We start from the raw sequence: 20,162 nt of genomic DNA, 5'->3' as shown, positions 1-20,162 counted from the left end.
CTTCGCCGGCATCCTCGCGGATGTCTGCGCACGGCTCGGGGCCGATGTGGATCGCTATTCCTTCATCGCAGTGGACTTCCACCACTTACTCCTTGCCGGTCTCCCGGCGCACTAATTTTGGAATGTACACCCTAGAAGGTGCGCTTGACGGATCGGCGAGGTCCGGTTTTGTAGAGGTTCGGAGCGCTTCTTTATCTAATCGGAGCGCGACAAGGCAATCGAGATCACATTGTCAGTATCTGTTTCAGGTAGCTCGAACAGCATTGGCAAAATTCCCCGCTCGGGCGGCGTTCTCATGATCACCGTCCCTAAGCGAGCTCGGACTTTACGACTTTCCAGGATACCTATGGCCCCGACGCAGCGGGTGGAGCTATCCGTCACTTCCCTACACCCTGTGCGCCGCCACCAATCTCGCGTAGAAAGCCACTGGCCTAACCCGGCCCTGCGAGGCGAGAAACTCCATGCGAATAGTGTTGCCTGTCCTGTTGCTCGGCGCCGCCCTCGCCAGCCTGTCGCCCGCCAAGGCAGCGGCCGGCGATTGCGGCGATGCCGCCGCGCTGGTGCAGCAGGCCTATCCCAAGGCCCGAAAGAGCGCCGACGGCACCTCGTTCACGCTTGAACCTCATACCAGCATCGCCTTGACGCTCCCGGGGAGCGATGCGCCGTTCGGCCTGGTCTGCAAGATTTGGCCCGCCGATGTCGACCTGCTGTTGGTGGCTGTGCCGCTGATCGACAGCGCTAACGGCGACCACCTGCATGTCGGCGATATCGAGCTTCTGGTCGTCGACAGGAATACGCTGCGTGTGCGCCAGCGCCTGCTCCAGCCCGGTCTGATGACCGACGACGCGATTGTCATCGAGAAGGTGGACTTCGACACCGGCCGCTATGCACTGGCCCCTGGGGTAACCGCCTTCGGCCTGAGCATCGAACTGGCACACCATTCGCTGACCGCTCCCTTCACTGAAACCGACCTGCGGCTCTACGCTCTCACCGGCGATACGCTACGCGTGGTGCTCGACGGCCTCGTGGTGGCCGGCTCTGGCGCCGATAGCGATGGTAGTTGCGCCGGATACTTTCATTCCAGCCAGGTCAGCCTGGCGATGAGCCCGGCGCGCCACCACGGCTATCATGACATCATTGCGGTCGAGCGGACGGATACCGATAATCCCTCCCCCGACCAGAATGGCGAATGCCGGTCCCATCCCGGCAAGCCTGTGAAGCGGACCTACCGGATGCGCTATGACGGCAGCCGCTATGCGGTTCCCGCGGCACTCAGGGTGATGGGGTTGTGACGCGGCCGCACACGTCCCTGCCGGGGTTCGCCAATGTGATCAATTCCAGTTGAAAGGGTATCGACCATTAATTCTCTCGTGGTAGGAGGCGCTCAAGGGGGCTCTTCCCAAAGGAGCTGATGATTTGTGGTGGTCAAGATTCAAAAGGGGTTTTGCCGGAACGTGGGACGACAGACTTGACGGGCTATTCTCCGCAAAGGTCGACTACGCCGGAAAATCCATTCTCGATGTTGGCTGCAATATGGGTGTTGTCGCCTATGAGATATCCAAGCTGAAACCCAGTTCGATCCACGGGATCGACGTTGCCAAGCCGCATATCGAGACTGCAAAGATGTTGTTGAGTGGCTCCCCGGTGCATGCCCGGTTCGATCGCCTGAATCTTGGCAGCCGGCGCCTCGGCAATATCCTTCTACCGAAATACGATATCGTCCTGCTGCTGGCCGTCTATCAGCACATGCAGCGCAACATCGGCCCAGGCAAGGCGCGAAGGGTGCTTTCCAATATTGTGAGGCGCACCTCGAACGTCGTTGCCCGCGTTCCGCCTGGAACGGATGGCGAATTCATCGAAACGCTTTCTGACGAGGGGTTCCAGGTCAAGAGCACTCACACATCGCCTCTTGGTAGTCATGTGCTCGTGCTTGAGAAACCTGCCTTCGGAAATCCGCAGCCATGATGACACATTGCTTGTGGTAATCTGCCTCTTCAACATCCCATGTGCCAGCAGCGGGCGCAGACCCGCTGCTGCCTGCAACTCGGCCCGGGCAACGCCGTTTCGCCGGCAGAAAGCATCTTGCGGATGGACCTCGCGACAATGCCGTTGATATTGAGGGCCGCGGCTGCGGTGTTCTCTGCCACTGCCTTGACAGACTGGATGCGCCCGTTGGCGTAGGTGACGAATACCAAGTTGGCCGTCACGGCGAGAGCACCGGCCGACCCACCTGCGGTCAGCGCGCCGCCGGTGTCGAAATTCAGCCATGTGCGTTATCAGCTCGCAGGCGCCCGTCCAGCGCTCTGGCTCAGGGCGCCGGGCGAGTGAACAGGGTTCGGAATAGCTCCTCAGCACGCCGCAGTCCTTCATCTGTCAGAAACACTGACTTCGCCTTGTTTGCCGGATTCGCGATCAGCCCCTTCTCGTGCAAGCGATCCAGAGCATTCCAATCCAACCCCTTCCAGGCGCGCCTCTCTTCATGCAGCGTCAGCCAAAGCAGGCCCATAACGGCATCGTCGATCTTGTCGGTGTCGATCTCCATGCAAGCAGTTTAACACGCGAAAGCGCCTCTGCCACGATCCACACCGGATGGTTACTCCCTGCCACGAGCGTTCGCCTGAAAACAGGTGCCTCACTCAGGCGTCGCATCCGCGACGGCGTCATTGGGGGGCGACGAGCCGGGACGGGATCGAGTTCATCATGGTGCCTAAGCGGCCGTAGCAGCGTTGCCGCTGGCAATGAAACGCGAATTGGCGAAATCCTCGTCGTCGCTCTGGTTGCGCTTACCGCAGGCGAGCGGCTCACCATTCAGGTGCGCGTCATGCTGCCGGCAGCGCGCGTCACCCCGCCGCGGTGAACCATTCCATAGTGCGACCGACGCGCGGATACGTTTCGCGGGACACTTTCTTCTCCGACGCGCTCTCCGACCGCAGAAGTCCCAACCTTGCCAGAGGTGAATTTTTGACCCCTGAGCGGTTAATCGCGGAGCGCATTCCGGGCCACAACCGACTTTGCGACATCCCTCCACTGATTCACTGCCCGTCCAGCGCCAGAATGCGAAATCCGCTGTGAGGGTCGCGGCTTAGCAACAACCGCTCGAGGTCGGTCCGACGTTGCAGGGCTGACGTGTTTTCATCGAGCCAAGACTGACTCTGGTACCGTGCCGGGAATGAGCTATAGTTCAGATACTGTGACGGCCGGGCGCTTGCACAATGGCTGGACTGGGTGAACAGATTGCGCGTCAGCAGCGCACCATGGGACCGCTCCTGGTGACGGCAGTGGTCATCGGCCTTGTCGGTCTGCCCGTCGCAGCCTGGCTCGACCTCCGAGACCTATCGGAACGGATGCTGCGCAGGCAAGCCAGCGAAATCAGCCGCATCATCGACGAAATGCGCGGATTCTACGGCAGCGACGTCGTGGGACGCGTGCTGCAAGCTAACGGCGCCGTGACTGCGACGCACAACTACCGGGACGTGCCAGGCGCGATCCCTATTCCAGCAACCCTCTCGATCGAACTCGGCAAGCGCATCAGCGCTCACGACGGCTCGGTCAAATATCGGTTCGTCTCGGATCTGCCTTTCAAAGGTCGCGCCCCCCACCAGCTCGATGTTTTCGAGCGGAATGCAATCTTGGCTTTGCGCGCCAACCCGAAGGAGCCGATCATCGAAGTCTCGGGCTCACTGTTTGACCGGCAGGTCCGCGCCGCGGCCCCTGTCATAATGGGACAAGTGTGCGTGACCTGCCATAACTCACACCCGGACAGCCCCAAGACGGACTGGAAGGTAGGGGATGTCCGAGGGATCCAGGAGATATCAGTCAATCAGCCTATTGCTGCGAACGTGCTGACCTTCAAGTATCTGCTCCTATATTTCGGTTTCGCGGCGGCGGCGGGCCTGACGTTCATTCTCCTGCAGCGTCGGCAGTCCGCGTTGATTCAGGGCATCAACAAGGAGCTTTCGGAGGCAAACGACTTCCTGGCCGCGATTTCATTGAAGATCGCCAAATATCTTTCGCCTCAAATCTACAAAAGCATCTTCAGCGGCCAGAAGGACGTCACCATCGCGACCGAGCGCAAGAAGCTCACGATCTTTTTCTCCGACGTCAAGGATTTCACCGCGATCGTGGAACGGCTCCAGCCCGAGGACCTGACGCTTCTCCTCAACGAGTACTTCACCGAGATGTCGACGATCGCGCTCAAACACGGCGGCACCGTCGACAAGTTCATCGGCGACGCGCTTCTTGTGTTCTTCGGAGACCCCGAGACACAAGGCGTCGAGGAAGACGCGAGAGCCTGCTTGCGCATGGCTGTCGACATGCAGCGTCGGCTCGAGCAGTTGAACAGGGTGTGGCATGACCGCGGAGTTGAACGGCCCTTCCGAGCTCGCATGGGCATCAACACGGGCTATTGCAATGTTGGGAACTTCGGTTCCGATGATCGGATGGACTACACGATCATTGGAGCCGAAGCGAACTTGGCGGCCCGGCTGCAGTCGATTGCCGAGCCCGGCGGCATCTGCCTCAGCTATGAGACTTACGCGCTCGTGCGCGACCTTGTCCGGGCGCGTCCGTTAGCCCCCATTGCCATGAAGGGGATCAGCCGGGAGGTTGTCCCCTACGAAGTCGAGGGCCTCCTGGGTGAACTCGCCCAGCGCCCTCAGGTCATCAGCGAGCATGCGACTGGTCTCGACTTGTTCCTCGATGTTGAGGCAATCGACGAGAACGGGGTGGAGCGGGCGAAGAAACGACTTTCGGAGGCGCTCCTGGCCTTAGCCATCCGAAGCAAGCCCGCCGCATTGTAGGTTCTTGAACGTGATCCAATCTGGACCGTGGCCAGCCAAGTAAAGTCCGGTTCAACACCGTTCAGCCGCGCCGGGCCCCGGCCAGGAGTTCGCGCGCATCATCCTCGTTGGTCATCAGCGCCGTCAGGGCGGAGGCGTCGATGAACATCAGTCATTCTCGTACAGGCTGTCGCGAAACGCCTTGTCGGCGGGCCTGCCGTGATCAGGCTTGCCCCGGGCTCGCAGATCACGGCAGAACCTGACGCCATCTCTAGGAGGGACGGTCTCGCCTGTTCGCGCTCAAGCTCATGCTTGAGCGCGGCATGGACGGCCTCTGTCAGACCAGTCCTCTTAAGTGCGGCGACCCGGCGGGCCAGTGCGTCGGTCTCGGGATTTTTGATGTGGAACGCCATCACTCGCTCGTATAGCCGTTCAAGAGTATCGGTATACAGCAATTTGGATACACCGTGTGAAGGCCCAGCAGCATCGACCGGACACGAAGCGAATCGGCCACGCCGACCCAACTGTCGGCTGGATGGGGATCCTACCGCTGTGTTTACATATCTCCAGCAGTATCTGAGGTCGCTTGCATAAGTCACTTGCAACACCCGCACTTTCGTACGGGTCTGGAACTGCGCAATCACCGTCTAGCCAAATCCAGCAGCCTTGCCGCTTGCGATAAAATGCGGGTTGGCGAAATCCTCGTCGTCACTCTGGTTGCGCTTGCCGTAGGCGAGCGGCTCACCATCCAGCGTGCGCGTCATGCCGCCGGCGGCGCGTAGCACCGCGTCACCCGCGGCCGTATCCCACTCCATGGTGCGGCCGAAGCGCGGATAGACGTCCGCCTCGGCGCCGGCGACAAGGCAGAATTTCAGCGACGAGCCGACCGAGACGATCTCGGCGGCGCCAAGCGCGCGGATATAGGCGTCGGTTTCCGGCGTGTTGTGGGAGCGGCTGGCAACGACCGTCAGCGGCACCATACCGGCCCTTGCCGAAATCGGCTGGCGATCGACGATCTCATAGTCGTCATTGATCTCGATCGCTTCCGCTTTGCCCGGCCGGCCGGAAAAGAAGCGGCCGGTGCAAGGCGCGAAGACGACGCCGATCTCCGGCACGCCATGGCGAACCAGCGCGATGTTGACAGTGAAATCGGTCCGCCGGTTGACGAACTCCTTGGTGCCGTCGAGCGGATCGATCAGGAAGAAGGCGTCGCCGAGATCCGGCGCCATGATGCCGGCAGAGGCTTCTTCCTCGGCCACGCATGGAATCTCCGGAAATGCCGCACGTAGCCCGGCAAGGATGATCTTTTCGCTCTCGCGATCCGCCTCCGTCACTGGCGAACTGTCCGACTTGCTGTCGACCGCACAGCCGGCACGAAAGACGCGCATCACCTCGCGCCCTGCCGCCAAGGCAAGGTGCTCGAAGATGGCGAGCATCGCTTCGTCGTCAGATACCGCCGCCGCTGTCATATTGGTCTTCGGCAATGTCCCGCTCGTTCAGCCAGTGTTCCAGGGCGTCCACCATCTCCTCGGCCGATCTGCCGAGGGTCTTGAGATGGATTTCGGGCTTTTCCGGCACCTCATACGGTGAATCGACGCCGGTGAAATTCTTGATCTCGCCATTCAACGCCCGCGCATAAAGGCCCTTCGGATCGCGCCTGGCGCATTCCTCGAACGGTGTGTCGACAAACACCTCGACGAATTCGCCGTCGGCCATCAATTCGCGTGCCATGCGCCGCTCGGCGCTGAACGGCGAAATGAACGACACGATGACGATCAGCCCGGCGTCGGCCATTAGGCGTGCCACTTCGGCGACGCGGCGAATGTTTTCGACACGATCGGCGTCGGTGAAACCGAGATCGCGGTTGAGGCCGTGACGGACGTTGTCGCCATCCAGAATGTACGTATGGCGCCCAGTGGCGAACAGCTTCTTTTCGAACAGATTGGCGATGGTCGACTTGCCCGAGCCCGAAAGCCCGGTGAACCAGAACACGGCCGGCCGCTGGTTCTTCATATCGGCACGAGCGCGCTTGCCGACATCGAGCGACTGCCAGTGGATGTTTTCGGCGCGGCGCAGCGAATGCAGGATCATGCCGGCGCCGACCGTGGCGTTGGTGATGCGGTCGATCAGGATGAAGGCGCCGGTGGTGCGGTTTTCGGCAAACGGATCGAAGGCGACTGGCGACCGCGTCGAGATATTGCAGATGCCGACTTCGTTCATTTCAAGCGACTTGGCCGCCTCATGGGCAAAGTCGTTGACGTTGACGCGGTATTTCAGGTCGGTGACGGTGGCGCTGGTCTGGTCGGTCTCGGTGCGCAGGATGTAGGAGCGGCCAGGCAGCAGCGCATGTTCGTCGAACCAGACGATGTTGGCGGCGAACTGGTCGGCGACCTGCGGCCGCGCCGCCGGCGATACCAGCATATTGCCGCGCGAGACTTCCACCTCGTTGTCGAGGACAAGAGTGATGGCCTGGCCGGCAATAGCCTGCTGAAGATCGCCGCCATGCGAAACGATGCGCCTGACGTGCGAGGATTTGCCGGATTTGGCGACGACTACCTCGTCGCCCGGCGCAACCGAGCCGGAGGCGATGGTGCCGGCGAAACCGCGAAAATCGAGGTTGGGACGGTTCACATATTGGACCGGAAACCGGAACGGCAATTCGACCGCGGCCTCGTCGACCGAGACGGTTTCGAGATGTTCGATCAGCGTCGGGCCGGAAAACCAGTCTGTCCTATCGGAACGGCCAGTAACGTTGTCGCCGTAGCGGGCCGACATCGGAATGGGCATGATCGTCTGGAAGCCGAGCTCGCGTGAGAACTGCCCGTAATCCGCGACGATCCGTGTAAAAACCGCCTCGTCGAAACCGACAAGATCGATCTTGTTGACGGCGAGCACGATGTGGCGGATGCCCAGTAGCGAGGCAATGATCGAATGACGCCTTGTCTGGCGCAGCACGCCCTGGCGGGCATCGATCAGCACGATGGCGAGATCGGCGGTCGATGCACCTGTCGCCATGTTACGCGTGTATTGTTCGTGGCCGGGCGTGTCAGCGACGATGAACTTGCGCTTTGGCGTGGCGAAGAAGCGATAGGCTACGTCGATGGTGATGCCTTGCTCGCGCTCGGCCTCGAGGCCGTCGACCAGCAGCGCGAAGTCGACGTCGTCACCGGTGGTGCCGTGCTTGCGCGAATCGCGCTCGAGCGTGGCCAGCTGGTCCTCGAAAATCTGCTTGGTGTCGGAAAGCAGGCGCCCGATCAGCGTCGACTTGCCGTCGTCGACCGAGCCGCAGGTCAGGAAGCGCAGCAGCGACTTTCGTTCCTGCGCCGCCAGATAGTCGCGGACGCCGTCGGTCGGGGCGAGGCTCTTGGCCATGATGTGGCGCATACTCAGAAATACCCCTCGCGCTTCTTCTTTTCCATCGAGCCGGCTTCATCACGGTCGATCAGGCGACCTTGCCGCTCGGAAGTGCGCGCCGTGAGCATTTCGCCGACTATCGCCTCCAGAGTGTCGGCTTCCGAGTCGATCGCGCCGGTCAGCGGATAGCAGCCGAGCGTGCGGAACCGCACCATCCGGTTCTCCACTGTTTCGCCGGGCCGCAGCTGCATGCGCTCATCATCCCTCAGGATAAGCATGCCATCGCGCTCGACGACCGGCCGCTCCTTGGCCAGATACAGCGGCACGATCGGGATGTCTTCCTGGAGAATGTACTGCCAGATGTCGAGCTCGGTCCAGTTCGACAACGGGAACACCCTGATCGATTCACCGGCAGCGATGCGGGTGTTGAAAATCTTCCACATCTCCGGCCGCTGGTTCTTCGGATCCCAGACATGCTGGGCGTTGCGGAACGAGAAGATGCGCTCCTTGGCGCGCGACTTCTCCTCGTCGCGACGGGCGCCGCCGAAGGCTGCGTCAAACCCGTATTTGTCGAGCGCCTGCCGCAGCGCCACCGTCTTCATCACATGCGTATGGGTGTTGGAGCCATGCTCGAACGGATTGATATTGTCACGCACGCCGTCTTCATTGACATGGACCAGGAGGTCGAAACCGAGCTTTTGCTGCATCTGGTCGCGAAAGGCGATCATCTCGCGGAATTTCCAGGTCGTGTCGACATGGAGAAAGGGAAAGGGCGGCTTGGCCGGATAGAATGCCTTCATGGCTAGGTGCATGAGCACGGACGAATCCTTGCCGACCGAATAGAGCATCACCGGCTTGGCGAAAGCCGCGGCCACCTCGCGAAAAATATGGATGGATTCGGCCTCAAGCCGCTGAAGGTGCGTAAGTGCGATGTTCATGGACTGCGAGCGTTCTTTCGTACCGATCCACGGAAGGGCCTGCATCGGAGGCGACCTTCAGCCGCCCGATTCAAACTGCACTTCCGGACAATCTATTCTCGTGCGGGCGTTCTAGCAGATCGTTCCGGTCCAGAACAATGCAAGACAGGCTTGCGGCCGAATGGTTCGGGAATGAATTTTCCATACAGCCGGCAAAATCGGGAAATTCCTGCCCAGCGAGCCGGGGCATGCTGAAGGGACGGGGAAATATTGCCTGGGCCGTTGGCACGCTCCAAGAGCCGGCACCGATTTTGGTGTATCGCCTTTGCCTCGGTCGAAACCGTCCCTGCCGCTAATCTTGGCAAAGGCAGAGGGGGCGTGTCGAAAAGCGATTTCGCTGCCACAATCTTCCAAAACTCGCCCGCAATTGCGAATCTGATCTGCCGGTGGCCGCGATGAGGATTACACTTATTTGCGGGTCACTATCCGGCCGGTCGAACCCTGCAGCAGCTGGGTAGCAGCGGGCGATTAATGGCTAGGGCAAGCTCGAGTTCACCTTCGGCCTGTTCAAGGATCAAGGCGGGTCAGGTAACGAAGGAACGACGAGATCGGGTGGCCGCGAGCGCCGGAGCAATCGTTCCGAATTCGCCAGACGGGATCACCGGCGACGGCAGTGACCTTCAATCGTGCATGCAGCTGGCCAGGCTCGACCAAGCCTCTGACCACTTGGGCCGTCGCCTGACAACGACATGGCTCACGCAGCCCCCTTGCGCACTTCGCCACGTCGCTCGCAGGCGTAGCGGTCGTGACGGATCGGCCCCCACCACCATTCGTTCTGGAGATACCAATCGACCGTCCTGGCGAGACTAGCATCGAAGCTTTCGCGCGGCGCCCAGCCGAGATCGCGCCCGATCTTTGAGGCGTCGATCGCATAGCGACGGTCATGGCCCGGACGATCAGGGACGAAGGCAATCAGGTCACGATACCGCCGGCCGCCGGACCGTGGCCGTCTGCTGTCGAGAATGTCACAGATGGCCTCGACCACTGCGAGGTTGGTGCGCTCCGAGCCACCTCCGACATTGTAGCTCTCGCCCACTGAACCTCGCGTCGCGACCATGTCCAAGGCTCGTGCATGATCATCGACGAAAAGCCAGTCGCGCACATTGCTGCCCCTGCCGTAGATCGGCAGCGCTTTCTCGTCGACCGCATTCAAAATCACGAGCGGGATCAATTTTTCGGGAAACTGGAAAGGACCATAATTGTTCGAGCAGTTCGACAGCAAGACTGGCAGGCCGTAAGTTTTGTACCATGCGCGCACCAGGTGATCGGATGCAGCTTTTGAGGCCGAATAGGGCGAGGATGGTGCATAGGGTGTCTGTTCGGTGAAGACACTGCCGTCGAAGGGTAGATCGCCGAACACTTCATCGGTCGAAACCTGGAGGAAGCGAAACCGTCGTCTTTTCTCGCTGGGGAGTCCGCGCCAATATTCCAGCGCCGAATTCAGCGCTTGATAGGTTCCAACTATGTTGGTCTCGATGAAGGCAGCAGGTCCAACGATCGACCGGTCGACGTGGCTTTCGGCGGCCAGATGCATGACAATATCGATTTCATCGCGATTTAGTACATCCAGAATCGCCCTCGCGTCACAAACGTCGGCGTATTCGAATCTGTAATTATAGGCGTTTTCTATCGATCGAAGAGAAGCGAGATTTCCTGCGTAGGTAAGCTTGTCGAGATTGGTCACACGATTGGCCGGATTGCTGCACAATTGCCGGCAGACCGCCGAGCCGATAAAGCCGGCCCCCCCGGTTACGAGAAAGTTCATGCCACCCTCCTCATGCAATCGCCAGCCGCTCATGCGAACAGATCGATGAATACCGTCTACGCCTCGAGGTCATTCAAAACTAGACTCCGCCAGCCATCACGGGCCATCCACGCGGATCGCAGGATCCTCGAAACAGTTTGCTCGGCAATGCTTGGGCAAATAGGTATCGGCGACATCCATACAGCACCCTGGCTGCGTCCATACCAACCGGAAAGTCAAGCACCTCGCTTCGGACGACACGCGGCTGCATGTCCTGATGTCCTGAGCATGTGGTGGAACTTGCTGATAAGCTTGACCAGCGCCGCCGCGGACGCTGCGGGCTTGCCTCCAGCCGGTTCGGGACCGCCTCAAGGACATGGAAACTTCTATCATCAGGCATAGGCGCAGAAATAGAAATTCACACTGCAAGCTCCTCGGCTCCTTGCTTCAGTGTCACTATCTCTCGCTCATCACCTCAAGCCGCGCCCGATGGGTCGGCTTGTCGCTTACAAAAAGTCCCGAGCATCCCGAATCATCTGCACGATCTCCAGCACGCCTTCGAGACCGAGTGGTCTGATCCCAAGCAACGAGGAAACCGATGCCAGATCGCAGTCGAGCACCGCTAAACCGATGCGTCCGTAGCGGCTGACATCCTCGAAGCTTCTACAGGAACAAACAGCTTGTCACCATTGTGATCGATCTCGATCACCTCACTCTTGCGGCTCAAACGTTCCGCAAAACCTTTGTGGAAGATGATGGCGTTCATGTAAGCAAAGGTCATCGCCAACGCCTCCGTCCGCAGGGGATAATCAACCAGTGAATGAATGAGAAGAAAAGAGACCGACAGAAATGCTGCCTTCTGAAACGGATCGCGACGAACCTCAATCAACCTGTTCAGGAGCAAGCAAAAATAAGCGATCATCAACAGGACAGCAATAACGCCGCCCTCAAAGGCTACCTCAAGATAATCGTTATGTGCATGATTAACATACTTGTCGAAAATCATGCTCTTGCTTTCATAAATTTGGTAGGCCTTTTGAAAATTGCCGAATCCAACGCCAGTTGGCCAATTATCCTTTATCCCGTCGATTGTGGTGCGGGCAAATTCTCCTCGCCCAAATGCAGGATCGATCACTTCCGCATCGATCTTGGTCCAGGCGCCAATGGTGTAGACAGAAAGCCCTACGAAAATGAGGAGGACGCTAAGCCCACCCGACCTTGAATGGGCCGAAAGAAACACGACGGACAATACGGTGATCGCCAGTCCAATCAAAACGCCAGCGCGGGAACCGGCGGCCAAAAGAAGCAGCAAAAGCACGATCAAGCCGATGGATCCGGACAGAAGATGTCCACGGAAGAGACCGTAGTAGACAAGGAAGGGAATGGACACAAAAAGCAAAGCCGAAAAGTGATTCACATTGGCAAAAAGCCCGGCGTTAATCGTAAAAGGCAACAGCCCAACAATGGCGATACTGTCGGAGAGTGAGTATTGAATGGCCCCCGCCAAACCGTTGCAAAGTACCCCCATGAAGAAGAACGGGAGTAGCGCATTGACCTGCTCGACACGTAGCCGCAACACGGCCAAAAAAAATGCAGCTGCACCCACCAGATAAAGCAGACATTCGACCGTGCGTCCGACACCAACGCTGATAAAGCGAAATCGGTTTTCTCCGACCCAGGGACCTCCGAGCAGCAGTTCCGGCCGCAACCCGTTGAATATCGCAGCCGGAAGTGGAACGATTTGCAAAACGCCCAGCCCGACAGCTAGGATCAGCAGCCACAGACCAGAATGCACGGTTCTCTGGCCAGAAGTTTGGGAGAACACGGCCGCGGCGGACACAATTGCCGCAATCTGGATGAGAGTGTCGGAATAGAGGCCGCTCGCCGTACCACCGCCGATCATCAGGGCTAAAAACAAGACTGACCCGAGGAGATATTTATCCCATTCCGACGGCCGATCATTCAAGATGGAAGTCTCTCTATGCTCAATTTGTGCATTATTAACGTGCCCACATACCGAAATCGCCAGCTCTCGGCAATGGCGGCAGTCTGCAACCTCAGCAGCTGCAGCGGGCACGCAGCCGGTCCGACCGAGAAGTCCTGGCTCAGCTCTTGACGGTTATACGTGCCCTCCGGAATGCTTAATCGTCCTATTTCTCCCGCTGGATCAATACACCTCATCGACCAGAACAGTTCCTTCGGACTCTTCAAGTTTCGTGCAGAGGCTATTAGCGAAATCTTGTACGATCCTGGCGGCAGCGCAATGTATTGCTGGAGAGCCGTGTTCTTGACTGGCGTGTTCAAGAACCGGACAGTCGCGCCGCCCTCGCCCTCCACAGCATTTTGGGATGCTGCAAATGTAATTTCCAAGCCCGATTGATCAGAGACCTGCCAAGCGAAAGGCTTTCCGCGGGAGACCGGCTCGAACGTGCTGTTAAAAATGTATCCGCCCAACTTCCGCTCGTCGTCAGTGAGACTGAAAAGAAACAGCCGATATGCCGCGTCATATTTCTTCTGACGAATATAGCCGCTAATTACACGGTTGAGTTCGCTCGAGTTCGGCGGTCTGGGTGATACAGTCAAATCGAGCAGCAGCCGATTTGCGAAATCGAGCCCCTCGGGAGTGTTGCTAAGAGAGAAAAACAGGCTGGCCCTCCAGGGCGCCTCCGCCTTGATGGCAGTCAGCACGGCTTGATATCCGTCGGGGTTTGAGAGAATCGTCGGTATGCCTTTGACGACTGCCGAAAATTGCTCCGGCCATCGCCGTAGCAATATATCAATCTCACCAACGGCCTTTGACAAATCACCCGTTTCTACCGCGTGACTGATGGATCTCTGCAGCGCATGGATTTCTGTTTTGGACAGTTTAAGGGCTTGATTGAAGGCCTCATAGGCCTGGTCTTTTTCGCCCTGCCGGTATTTAATCTCGCCGATCAGACTATAGAGGCGCGCATCAGCGAGATCGAACGCGAGCGCGTCTTTGGCCCTGGTAAGCAATGCGTCAAGATCGGGAGCATCGCTCGTATCGTTGAGGTCGCTGGTGATTTCAGCTATCAGCGCATCAACGTTAAGCGGATCCAGCGCAAGAGAGACGGGTGGCGTCTCTGTCTCAAGAAATCGACTTAGCCCGATTGAGGAAGCCACCAACACTAGAACGGACGCGGCGAACCAAACGACTGAATGCCGAAGACTTTGAATAATCGGGCTGGGTTGCTCCATCATACACTTTGCCCTCAATCTTTGGAGTATTCGGGTCGGCGCCGTAGTTATAGTACTGGTAGTTCATGTACTTGTAAGCGTAATTATAATCGAACTTGTTAACCGCAAACTTGGACATAGCCGCTCCGACTACATTCGCGCCGGCTGCTCGCAGGCGCTTCAACGCCGCCTTGGCCGACTTGCGTGTCACCTGATTTGTTGAAATCACCATTAATGTACCCTCTGCGAGCCTGCTGAGGATGGGAGCATCCGAGAGGCCGACGATCGGTGGGGCGTCGATGACAACAAGATCGAAGCGCTTGCCTAGATTGGTTACGATCAGAGCCATCTTCGGTGAAGAAAGCAGATCCGCGGGATTTGGCGGGATCGTTCCGGAAGTGAGAACAGTCACGTTGGGATACTTCGTCGCCCTGAAAATGCTGGTCAGATCCTCCTTGCGGACCGTGTTTGTCAGCAGATTGCTGAGCCCAATCGTGTTATCGAGGCCAAACAGGCGATGGAGGTTTGGCTTTCGAAGATCACCGTCGACAATGAGAACTTTAGCACCAAGCGCGGCAAAATCCTGTCCGAGCTTGAACGAGGTGGTCGACTTGCCTTCGGAGGGCTCCGCACTGGTGACAACCAGAGATCGTGGCGCACCTTCGGCACCGGAGAACTGCAACGATGTTCGAAGCGAACGGTAAGCCTCAGACAAGCCGGACTTCTGATCGGCGATGCTGGCCGTGAGTTCTCGGTCATCGACAAGCGGCAGGATGCCGAGCATCGCTAATCCTAGCTCCTTCTCGACCTGCTCAGGGTTCGTAAAGGTATTGTTCAGCAGCTCGATGACATAAATAACCGACGCGCTCAGAGCAAGGAAAAGAGCCAGCGCGAGCACGAGATTGACGCTGAGGCGTGGCGAATACGGGCGATCCGGCTGTGAGGCGAAATCGACAATTGCGGCGCTTTGCGTCTTAAGTTCGGAGCTGACACCAACCTCGTTGAGCTTGGCGATAAGGTTGTCATATTGCGATCGGTTCGAATCTACCTCTCGCTTGAGGATAGTGTATTTAATGTTTTTGTCGTTGAAAAGGGTCTGCTGTTTTTCCATTTCAGCAAGCTTAGTCTTGAGATCGGCCTCCTTGTTCTGTGCCTCTTGGTATTTCAATCGGAGTGAGTCTGTTATCGCCAAAACTCCGTTATTATAGAGGCGTTGTAATTCTTTGATTTGTGACTGAAGCTGCTGCATTTCGGGAAAGCCAGGCTTTAGAATGCCTAGCTTCTGCTGGTATTGGCTCGTCAAATCCGCCAGCTTTTCGCTAAGCTTCTGTAGACCTTCGCTTTCCAGAACGGGAGCGAGGCTCGAGCCGCGGCCCTTATCTATCTGGTCTACTACCCGCCCTGCATCAAGGCGGTCCTGAATCGCCGTTGCCAACGCAGTGTTCAGCGCCTCGATATTTGATCCTATCAGCGATTTGTCGTCGCCTGTTATAGTGATGCCCGCGTCCTTGGCATAGGCGACCAGTTCCTCCTCGGATTTCTGAAGCTTTTGCTTCACCTGCAGGACCTGCTCCTGGATGAATTGCCGCGCCAGGTCAGAGGTTTCGCTGGTTTGATCGAGGCGTTGATCGATAAAGCTTTGTGCAACTTGATTGGCAACATCGCTCGCATATTTAGGCTTCTGGTCGACAAATGTGATCGAGAGCAGGCTCGTATTGGGAACTAGGCTAACGGTGAGGTCATTTAGAATCCGCCCGATAGCAATTGCCTCCCGCTGTTCTGGAGTTTTCTCCTGAATTGAAGGCGATTTTGAAACTCCGAACGCGCGATAGAAGATGTTGCCGAGGGAAAAGCTCGGCGTGGGAAAGAGGAAATCCGGCTTTTCACTGAGCCCCAATTGGAACACAACGCGCTGCGCCAATGCGCGGCTTTTGAGCTTTTCACGAGCGGTCAGGAAAGCCCGCACGTCGGCATTTTCAGAAACCACTTCGATGTCCTGGAAGACCTTGGCCGAAGGAACCAGCACTTCCAATTGCGTTGTTGCCTGATATTTTGGCGTCTGCATCATCGTGACGATTACACCGGCAACAAGCCCGGCGGCCACCATCATGACGAACAGCCACCGATACTGGATGACGTAAAAGAGCAGCGTTAGCGGATTAAAGCCTTCTTCCTGCTCTGAGAAGTCGCGGCCATAGCGGCTATAGTTTTGCGCACCGTCATAATAGAGGTCGGCGGACAGGGCCTGGCCATGTCCTGGACCTGCAATTTGGTGCTGCCTGTTGCGATCGAGCATGGTGCGCGGTGATCCTAGATTCGGTTACATTCTGAACGGCAGCGCGCTATATCCCTGGAATCACGGCAATTCGGGCGGCACTGGAGGCAATGCCGAGCGCGTCCTTGAGATTGTTCACCGCTATTTTCGAGCTTGAGGCAAAGACGACAATCTTGTCACCACCGTAAATGCGTGGATTGCGAGCCTTGCCGGCACGAACTGCCTCCACATTGTAATTGGCGACCAGCGTATTTGCGCCAATGTTGCGGTAAATGAACACCTTCTTTGCGTCTCCTATCGGACTAAAATTTCCCGCGAGAGCAATTGCGTCCAGAAGAGAGGAATTGCTCGACACCGGATATATGCCGGCCTTGTTGACCTCGCCGTCAACGGTTATGCGTTGTCCAATCGATTCCTTGACGAAAATCGTCACGTCAGGTGACTGCAGGTATTTGGCGCCGTAGGTGGTCTCGATCTCCTGCTCCAATTGACGGACGGTCTTTCCGGCCGCGGTAACTGTGCCGATGAGCGGAAGCGAAATCTGGCCACCAGAGTCGACTTGAACCGTCCTGTTTAAGTTGTCGACCTGAAACACGCTTACCTCGAGCACATCGTTTGGAGACAGAGGCTGCTCGCTGCCGTTCTGTGTGTTTTGCGGCGCAGGCAGTTCCTTCACCACCCGTAATGCGCCGCCGCCTGAAAGTGGCGTTGACGATGATGTCAATTGCAGCGCATCAACGGACGAGGTTGGTGCCGTCGCCGAAGTGCTCGTGCATGCCGACGTCGCGAGTGAGGCGAGCAAAACGAATACCGTGCCCACATGGATTTTTGCAAAACGAAAACCGCCCATTACGCTGTCCCGCCTTTGAACAAGCGGCCAAAGCCTCCAAAACGGCCACTGTTAGCCACGCTTGGTTTTTTCGGACGTGCTTTTCCAACCGGCTCAAGTGGCCGGTTCGCCAATATTTCACCTGGACGTTTCAACACCATATTGCGGGCCTCGTCGTCCCCACATCGCTTGGCAGCAGCAGCAACCGCCTTAGAAAGCCCAGGACGGCGGCGTATTGCGCTATGGGTGTCCGATGCGATGATATCCACCCTGCCCTCGTCAATCAGCTTTTCCGAATAATAAAGCGCCGTGCGTCCAAAAGCACCAACAATCGAGTCTGCAGTAAGCTGGATAAGGCAGCCGACCGCATTCAACCTCTCGATAACGTCGTAATTCGTTTTGATCCAGGTCAAACGCTCAGGATGAGTAAGAATCGGAATAAAACCGGCGTTTATGAGGCGTAGAGCAAGATCCTCCATTCGTGGAGGCAAGACATGATGCGGCGGTTCGAACAGAAAATAGCGGGACCTGTTTAAGGTCGGCACGCTGCCCGCCGCCAACTGGTCCGGAAGATCCGGCGCTATGTGAACATCGGCGCCGACGTAGAGAGCAAGTGGTATGGCGGCGCTACGCAGCGCCTGATGTAATTCTTGAACCGCTCGGACAATGTTCGATGTTCCGTTCTCGTAAACGCCCGGTGTCACGTGTGGCGTGCAAGCCATGTGGGTCGTTCCGTCGGCCACCGCCAGCCGAGCCATTTCCAGCGATTCGGCAAGACTGGGCGAGCCGTCGTCGAGGCCGGGCAGGATATGGGAATGTAGATCGATCATGGGCGTTTGTGACTGCAGCGAAGCAACTTGGCGACGTCATCCCCAAAAAGTATAAATGCGTCACCCGCAAAACAGCGAATGACGCATTTGTCAAGTTCATGCGATACGATGGATGCCAGGTCCCAGCTACTGGCGGACAGAGTTGTCGTCATCATACGGGCCGATGATCAGCGCCGCACCGGCGGCAAAAGCGGCGCTTGACGTTTCGAGCGCCAGACACATGCCGCCCTCCGCAGGATTGATCTTGACCGTCGCGTTCGTCGTATCCGAAACTTGCACCAACACGCAGCAGCAAAAGATCGCGATCAACAAATTTGCCTGGATAGACCGGCACTTCGCCCCTCATCCCGGCATGTTCGCCAGCCTCACACACCCGCATGACACCCGCATGTCGCCTTGGGTTAGGCGATCCGACCGATGCGGCAGTCGCGATACCAGCACACACGCCAAGCTCGCTCTGTCGCCAACGACAGACACAGCAGAAGGCCACACGCCTCTGCTGCCGTTGCCTTATTTATTACGCGATCAACTTAGTCGCTAACGGCGTGGCCGTGGTCCTTGTCCGCCGTTGCAGCCAGAACACCGGCCCCAAGAGCCATGCCGCCAAAAATGAAGAGCGGCGTGTTGTTGTTTGTGTTAGGATTGCCCGTCTGGGCGGTCTTCTCGGAACCCAGGACATTGAGGCAAATCTTATTCTCGACCCGCGAAATATCCAGCGTCGAATTCGCCGGGACGCTCAGATTACAGCCACCGACCTGAACCGAAGCCGAGCCCTTGGCGCCAACGACGACACGACTGCCGAAATCCAGCGCGCCGCCCGCTTGCGCCGGGCCGTAGCCAGCCACCTGCGAGACCATTACGTCGCCATTGACACGGCCGAGCGATCCAATCGGATTTACGCCGTTATAGGCGGTTGCACAGGTGCACGACCCGTCCTGCGCGAAAGACGACACCGGGGCGAAGCCGGCCAACACAACAACTCCGGCCAACGCACTTTTCAAAACTAGGTTCATCCGCATCAATCCTTCTGTCCCACGTTACCTGAGGCCCACCCAACCGATAAGGTACTCAAAAGCGCGTAACAGCTTTCTGCGCCAAATCCAACCCATTTCGCATATGCGAGATAATTTTTGGTTTCGGTGTGATTGATTGAGCACACCGTTAGAATAGCGTAGCGACCGTCTCAACAGCCCGCCGCAATGCACGTCGCAGACGTTAGTCGTTCAGACGCATTGCACAAAACTTTGGGGTAGACAATGTCCTGATATTGTCCATCCAGCCTCTTGCGTTCAAGTCAGGAGCTAATGAATGGAAGCTACCACTTGGTGGCCACGTTGGACGGCAGCGATGATGTTCGGGCCGGCGGTCCACGTGAAAGATTTTGGTTCTGGTTGTGCTCGACGAGCAAGCGTTTGATTACCGCCTGAAGGTCGACGGTGGAGATGCCTCGCTTGAGACCACCTTAGACAATTTGGCGAAGAAGCCTTCGATCCCGTTGAGGCCCGAGCACGAGGACGGCATGAAGTAGAAGGTGAAGCGCTGGTTGCGCTCGAGCCTGGGCACGGACTTCGGGGCGCTTTGTGAGCGGCGTACCTGTCGAGGATGACGTGGACGAATTTGCGGGTCGGCCCTTCGGCGTCCATGGCATTGAGCAAGCGGATGAAGTCCTGATGGCGGTGAAGACCTTTAGCGGCATTCTGCAGGCCAACGCCTATGGCGGCTATAACCTGCTGTTCAAAGTGGGCCGCGATCCCGGTCCGCTGACCCAGGCGCTGGGCTGGGCGCATGCGCGCCGAAAGTTCTTCGTGCTTGCCGACATCGCTACCAATGCCAAGCGCGGCAAGGATGCCGCACCGATCTCGCCGATCGCGCTCGAGGCGGTCAAAGGAATGGACCTGGCCAGCAGGAAAGCCGGCCGATCGCAGAGGCGCTTGAGGAATGGATGCGGCGAGCGGGCAAGACTGTCCCGAAGCTCTCCGGTTGCTGAGCCAATCGATCATGTGCTGAAGCGCTGGGACGGCTTCACGTCCTTCCTCGGCGACGGCCGGGTTGCCTGACCAACAACGCCGCCGAACGCGCGCTGCGTGGTTTTGCCATCTCGGGGTCATTCTGCCCATGTTGGGCAGGAGGTCGAGGTCTATTACCGTTGGCACCCGTATTTCGGACGTCGGCTTCGC

The 20,162-nt window shown here is 57.9% G+C and carries 16 protein-coding genes and 2 pseudogenes; 4 read left to right on the top strand and 14 right to left on the bottom strand.

Annotation, left to right across the window (positions count from 1 at the left end):
* Positions 1 to 461: 461 nt before the first annotated feature.
* Positions 462 to 1,292 (top strand): PA3715 family protein, encoded by an 831-nt coding sequence (locus tag NKI24_RS33890; RefSeq protein ID WP_352750529.1) that lies wholly within the window; start codon positions 462 to 464, stop codon positions 1,290 to 1,292.
* A gap of 124 nt (positions 1,293 to 1,416) precedes the next feature.
* Positions 1,417 to 1,965, top strand: a complete 549-nt coding sequence (locus NKI24_RS33885; protein WP_352685476.1) for a class I SAM-dependent methyltransferase — start codon at positions 1,417 to 1,419, stop codon at positions 1,963 to 1,965.
* Positions 1,966 to 2,308: 343 nt separating this feature from the next.
* Here NKI24_RS33885 and NKI24_RS33880 read toward each other — a convergent pair whose 3' ends face one another.
* A complete protein-coding gene (locus NKI24_RS33880; protein WP_352453875.1) occupies positions 2,309 to 2,542 on the bottom strand; it encodes a DUF6429 family protein in 234 nt (77 codons plus the stop codon).
* Between the two features lie 670 nt (positions 2,543 to 3,212).
* Between NKI24_RS33880 and NKI24_RS33875 the strand changes: the two genes are divergently transcribed.
* Positions 3,213 to 4,799 carry an adenylate/guanylate cyclase domain-containing protein gene (locus tag NKI24_RS33875; protein ID WP_352750527.1) on the top strand — a complete coding sequence of 529 codons (1,587 nt, stop codon included), beginning with the start codon at positions 3,213 to 3,215 and terminating at the stop codon, positions 4,797 to 4,799.
* Positions 4,800 to 4,897: 98 nt separating this feature from the next.
* Here NKI24_RS33875 and NKI24_RS33870 read toward each other — a convergent pair whose 3' ends face one another.
* From NKI24_RS33870 to NKI24_RS33810, 13 genes and pseudogenes are all read right to left on the bottom strand, one after another.
* Complete coding sequence (locus NKI24_RS33870; protein ID WP_352750526.1) at positions 4,898 to 5,191, bottom strand: type II toxin-antitoxin system VapB family antitoxin; 294 nt, start codon at positions 5,189 to 5,191, stop codon at positions 4,898 to 4,900.
* Positions 5,192 to 5,425: 234 nt separating this feature from the next.
* Positions 5,426 to 6,214, bottom strand: a complete 789-nt coding sequence (gene cysQ, locus NKI24_RS33865) for a 3'(2'),5'-bisphosphate nucleotidase CysQ (protein WP_352750532.1) — start codon at positions 6,212 to 6,214, stop codon at positions 5,426 to 5,428.
* A gap of 10 nt (positions 6,215 to 6,224) precedes the next feature.
* Positions 6,225 to 8,162, bottom strand: coding sequence for a sulfate adenylyltransferase subunit CysN (cysN, locus tag NKI24_RS33860; RefSeq protein WP_352750524.1), 1,938 nt, complete (start codon positions 8,160 to 8,162; stop codon positions 6,225 to 6,227).
* Positions 8,163 to 8,164: 2 nt separating this feature from the next.
* Positions 8,165 to 9,070 carry a sulfate adenylyltransferase subunit CysD gene (gene cysD / locus NKI24_RS33855; RefSeq protein ID WP_352451750.1) on the bottom strand — a complete coding sequence of 302 codons (906 nt, stop codon included), beginning with the start codon at positions 9,068 to 9,070 and terminating at the stop codon, positions 8,165 to 8,167.
* 733 nt (positions 9,071 to 9,803) lie between these two features.
* Entirely contained in the window at positions 9,804 to 10,874 is a 1,071-nt protein-coding gene (gene rfbB / locus NKI24_RS33850; RefSeq protein ID WP_352750523.1) for a dTDP-glucose 4,6-dehydratase, read from the bottom strand.
* Between the two features lie 601 nt (positions 10,875 to 11,475).
* Positions 11,476 to 12,819: an O-antigen ligase family protein gene (locus NKI24_RS33845; protein WP_352750522.1), complete on the bottom strand. Its 1,344-nt coding sequence runs from the start codon at positions 12,817 to 12,819 to the stop codon at positions 11,476 to 11,478.
* Positions 12,816 to 13,997 (bottom strand): tetratricopeptide repeat protein, encoded by a 1,182-nt coding sequence (locus NKI24_RS33840; RefSeq protein ID WP_352750520.1) that lies wholly within the window; start codon positions 13,995 to 13,997, stop codon positions 12,816 to 12,818. Before NKI24_RS33840 ends, NKI24_RS33845 begins: the two co-directional genes overlap by 4 nt.
* Positions 13,963 to 16,347: a GumC family protein gene (locus tag NKI24_RS33835; RefSeq protein ID WP_352750518.1), complete on the bottom strand. Its 2,385-nt coding sequence runs from the start codon at positions 16,345 to 16,347 to the stop codon at positions 13,963 to 13,965. Before NKI24_RS33835 ends, NKI24_RS33840 begins: the two co-directional genes overlap by 35 nt.
* Before the next feature lie 46 nt (positions 16,348 to 16,393).
* Positions 16,394 to 17,176, bottom strand: a complete 783-nt coding sequence (locus NKI24_RS33830) for a polysaccharide biosynthesis/export family protein (protein WP_352750516.1) — start codon at positions 17,174 to 17,176, stop codon at positions 16,394 to 16,396.
* On the bottom strand, positions 17,176 to 17,985 hold the full coding sequence (locus NKI24_RS33825; protein WP_352750514.1) for a tyrosine-protein phosphatase: 810 nt from the start codon (positions 17,983 to 17,985) through the stop codon (positions 17,176 to 17,178). The genes NKI24_RS33830 and NKI24_RS33825 overlap by 1 nt, the downstream gene beginning before the upstream one ends.
* 126 nt (positions 17,986 to 18,111) lie before the next feature.
* On the bottom strand, positions 18,112 to 18,294 hold the full coding sequence (locus NKI24_RS33820; protein WP_352750513.1) for a hypothetical protein: 183 nt from the start codon (positions 18,292 to 18,294) through the stop codon (positions 18,112 to 18,114).
* Between the two features lie 221 nt (positions 18,295 to 18,515).
* Positions 18,516 to 19,004 (bottom strand): hypothetical protein, encoded by a 489-nt coding sequence (locus tag NKI24_RS33815; protein WP_352750530.1) that lies wholly within the window; start codon positions 19,002 to 19,004, stop codon positions 18,516 to 18,518.
* 282 nt (positions 19,005 to 19,286) lie between these two features.
* A pseudogene (locus tag NKI24_RS33810) lies at positions 19,287 to 19,664 on the bottom strand (transposase); the annotation flags it as partial.
* 12 nt (positions 19,665 to 19,676) lie between these two features.
* Between NKI24_RS33810 and NKI24_RS33805 the strand changes: the two are divergent.
* A pseudogene (locus tag NKI24_RS33805) lies at positions 19,677 to 20,083 on the top strand (IS66 family transposase); the annotation flags it as partial.
* Between the last annotated feature and the right edge of the window lie 79 nt (positions 20,084 to 20,162).

Source organism: Mesorhizobium sp. M0701, from assembly GCF_040320365.1.
Lineage (GTDB): Bacteria > Pseudomonadota > Alphaproteobacteria > Rhizobiales > Rhizobiaceae > Mesorhizobium.
This window is presented reverse-complemented; position numbering and strand designations above follow the sequence as displayed.

What these genes read in the sequence shown, in the direction of transcription:
- NKI24_RS33890 (WP_352750529.1), top strand. Translation starts at nt 462, where the DNA reads ATGCGAATAGTGTTGCCTGTCCTGTTGCTCGGCGCCGCCCTCGCCAGC.
- NKI24_RS33880 (WP_352453875.1), bottom strand. Translation starts at nt 2,542, where the DNA reads ATGGAGATCGACACCGACAAGATCGACGATGCCGTTATGGGCCTGCTT.
- NKI24_RS33875 (WP_352750527.1), top strand. Translation starts at nt 3,213, where the DNA reads ATGGCTGGACTGGGTGAACAGATTGCGCGTCAGCAGCGCACCATGGGA.
- NKI24_RS33870 (WP_352750526.1), bottom strand. Translation starts at nt 5,191, where the DNA reads ATGGCGTTCCACATCAAAAATCCCGAGACCGACGCACTGGCCCGCCGG.
- cysQ (WP_352750532.1), bottom strand. Translation starts at nt 6,214, where the DNA reads ATGCTCGCCATCTTCGAGCACCTTGCCTTGGCGGCAGGGCGCGAGGTG.
- cysN (WP_352750524.1), bottom strand. Translation starts at nt 8,162, where the DNA reads ATGCGCCACATCATGGCCAAGAGCCTCGCCCCGACCGACGGCGTCCGC.
- cysD (WP_352451750.1), bottom strand. Translation starts at nt 9,070, where the DNA reads ATGAACATCGCACTTACGCACCTTCAGCGGCTTGAGGCCGAATCCATC.
- rfbB (WP_352750523.1), bottom strand. Translation starts at nt 10,874, where the DNA reads ATGAACTTTCTCGTAACCGGGGGGGCCGGCTTTATCGGCTCGGCGGTC.
- NKI24_RS33835 (WP_352750518.1), bottom strand. Translation starts at nt 16,347, where the DNA reads ATGCTCGATCGCAACAGGCAGCACCAAATTGCAGGTCCAGGACATGGC.
- NKI24_RS33830 (WP_352750516.1), bottom strand. Translation starts at nt 17,176, where the DNA reads ATGGGCGGTTTTCGTTTTGCAAAAATCCATGTGGGCACGGTATTCGTT.
- NKI24_RS33825 (WP_352750514.1), bottom strand. Translation starts at nt 17,985, where the DNA reads ATGATCGATCTACATTCCCATATCCTGCCCGGCCTCGACGACGGCTCG.
- NKI24_RS33815 (WP_352750530.1), bottom strand. Translation starts at nt 19,004, where the DNA reads ATGCGGATGAACCTAGTTTTGAAAAGTGCGTTGGCCGGAGTTGTTGTG.